Annotated in this window: 2 protein-coding genes; one reads left to right on the forward strand and one right to left on the reverse strand. The window is 69.8% G+C overall.

Annotated elements, in window-relative coordinates; translation table 11 throughout:
• Positions 1 to 156: 156 nt before the first annotated feature.
• Positions 157 to 828 (reverse strand): hypothetical protein, encoded by a 672-nt coding sequence (locus WBA11_RS01790; protein WP_424519018.1) that lies wholly within the window; start codon positions 826 to 828, stop codon positions 157 to 159.
• Between the two features lie 190 nt (positions 829 to 1,018).
• On the opposite strand from WBA11_RS01790, the gene WBA11_RS01795 reads away from it, so the two are divergent.
• Positions 1,019 to 1,565, forward strand: a 547-nt coding sequence (locus WBA11_RS01795) for an MFS transporter (protein ID WP_424519019.1), incomplete at its 3' end; no start/stop codon positions are given.

Below are 1,565 nucleotides of genomic sequence, written 5' to 3' on the forward strand. Positions count from 1 at the left end.
AGGTCGGCGGTCTGGGCGGAGCCGGCGCACCCGACGAGGACAGCAGCGAGAACGAGGACGCGCATCAGGGTCGGGGAGAGCGAGATCGAAGACTAGCCGACCGGCCTCGAGGGCGCGTGCATCTCAGGATCCGTTCTCGCGTTCGAGACCATGACCCTACGATCCCAGATTCTCGCGCCAGAAGTCCTTGAGCTCCGCGACCGTCTCGACAAAGACCCCCGCCTCGCCGTTGTCGACGACCATCTGGCGCCACACCTGGGCGGGCCGGCCCTCGAGGTCGGAGACGAACGCGAGCGACGCGGCGTCGCCGTCGTGGACGATGAAGATGTCGTCGACGCCGTCGCCGTTGATGTCCTCGAACCCAACGGCCTCGAGGGCGCTGGCCGTCGGCGCTTGCTCGACCTCGAGGTCGCGGGCCTCTCCGTTCTCGTCGATCACGAACGAGTACGGGTACGGGAACGGCTCGCCGGGCGCGAGTTGGGCGGCGGTGACGTCGCGGAAGAGCGGGATAAAGCAGGCGCCCGCGTCTCGGTAGGTTCGGAACGAGAACGTGTGGCCCGGCACCGACTGCATCACCTCGTACTCGCCCGAGGTCAGCTCCTCCGCGACCTCGCGGCACCTTCCCGTCGAGCGGAACGGCGACGGCTCCGCACTCGGGTCGATGGTCTCGTCGCCGACGTCCCGGTAGTAGTCCGTCGTGTCCGGCGCCACCGGCGCCGCGACCTCCGTTGTCAGCGCGCCGGTCTCGTCCTCGAGGACGACCACGTCGGAGGCGTCGCCGCAGGCAGGCAGGATGACGGCGAGGGCCAGGAGGAACGCGTAGGGCATGACCAATTCGGGTGGACAGGTGCAGAGACTAGCCGCTGCCGACGCGGCGCCCGTAGACCTCGCGGACACTTTTGGCGAGCAGCGTCCTCGAGGGCGGCTCTAGCTTCGCGCCGTCCATGACCGCCACTCTCTCCGCTGGCCTCGAGGACCGCCGGGTCGGCGAAGCCAACGGACCGGCACGCCGCCACCGATGACCGCGCCCTCGTTCCTGTCGACGCCGCTCACCCGCTCCGCGTCGCTGCCGTTCGCGGCGAATGGTGTTCTCTATGGGACATGGGCGGCGCGCATCCCTGAGATTCAGGACCGGGCGGGCCTGAGCGAGGGCGAGTTGGGGCTGGCCTTGCTGGGACTGGCGGCCGGCCTGATCATCTCGGCCTCGATGGCGGGGACGTTGGTGTCCCGGCTGGGGCCGCACCGCGTGACCTTGATCGCGTTGGTCGTGTTCGCCTCGGTCGTCGTCGGTCCAGGGTTGGCCGTCGGGTTCTGGAGCTTGGGCGCCGTTCTCGTCTTGGTCGGCCTGGCGAGCGGTCTGCTGGACGTCGCGATGAACGCGTGGGCGGCCGACGTCGAGGACGGAATCGAGGTCGAAATCCTTGGCGCGTGCCACGGCATGTTCAGCCTGGGTGGGATGATCGGCGCGGGGCTGGGCGCGCTGGCCGCGGCGCAGGGCGTCTCGCTCGCGTTGCACTTCGGCGTGAGCGGCGTCCTGTTTGCGGGCGCTGCGCTGGCGCAAGGCG

The sequence above is a fragment of the Rubrivirga sp. genome (genome assembly GCF_049648075.1).
GTDB lineage: Bacteria > Bacteroidota > Rhodothermia > Rhodothermales > Rubricoccaceae > Rubrivirga.

Excerpts from the sequence above, each read along its gene's own strand:
- WBA11_RS01790 (WP_424519018.1), bottom strand. The coding sequence starts at position 828 with ATGCCCTACGCGTTCCTCCTGGCCCTCGCCGTCATCCTGCCTGCCTGC.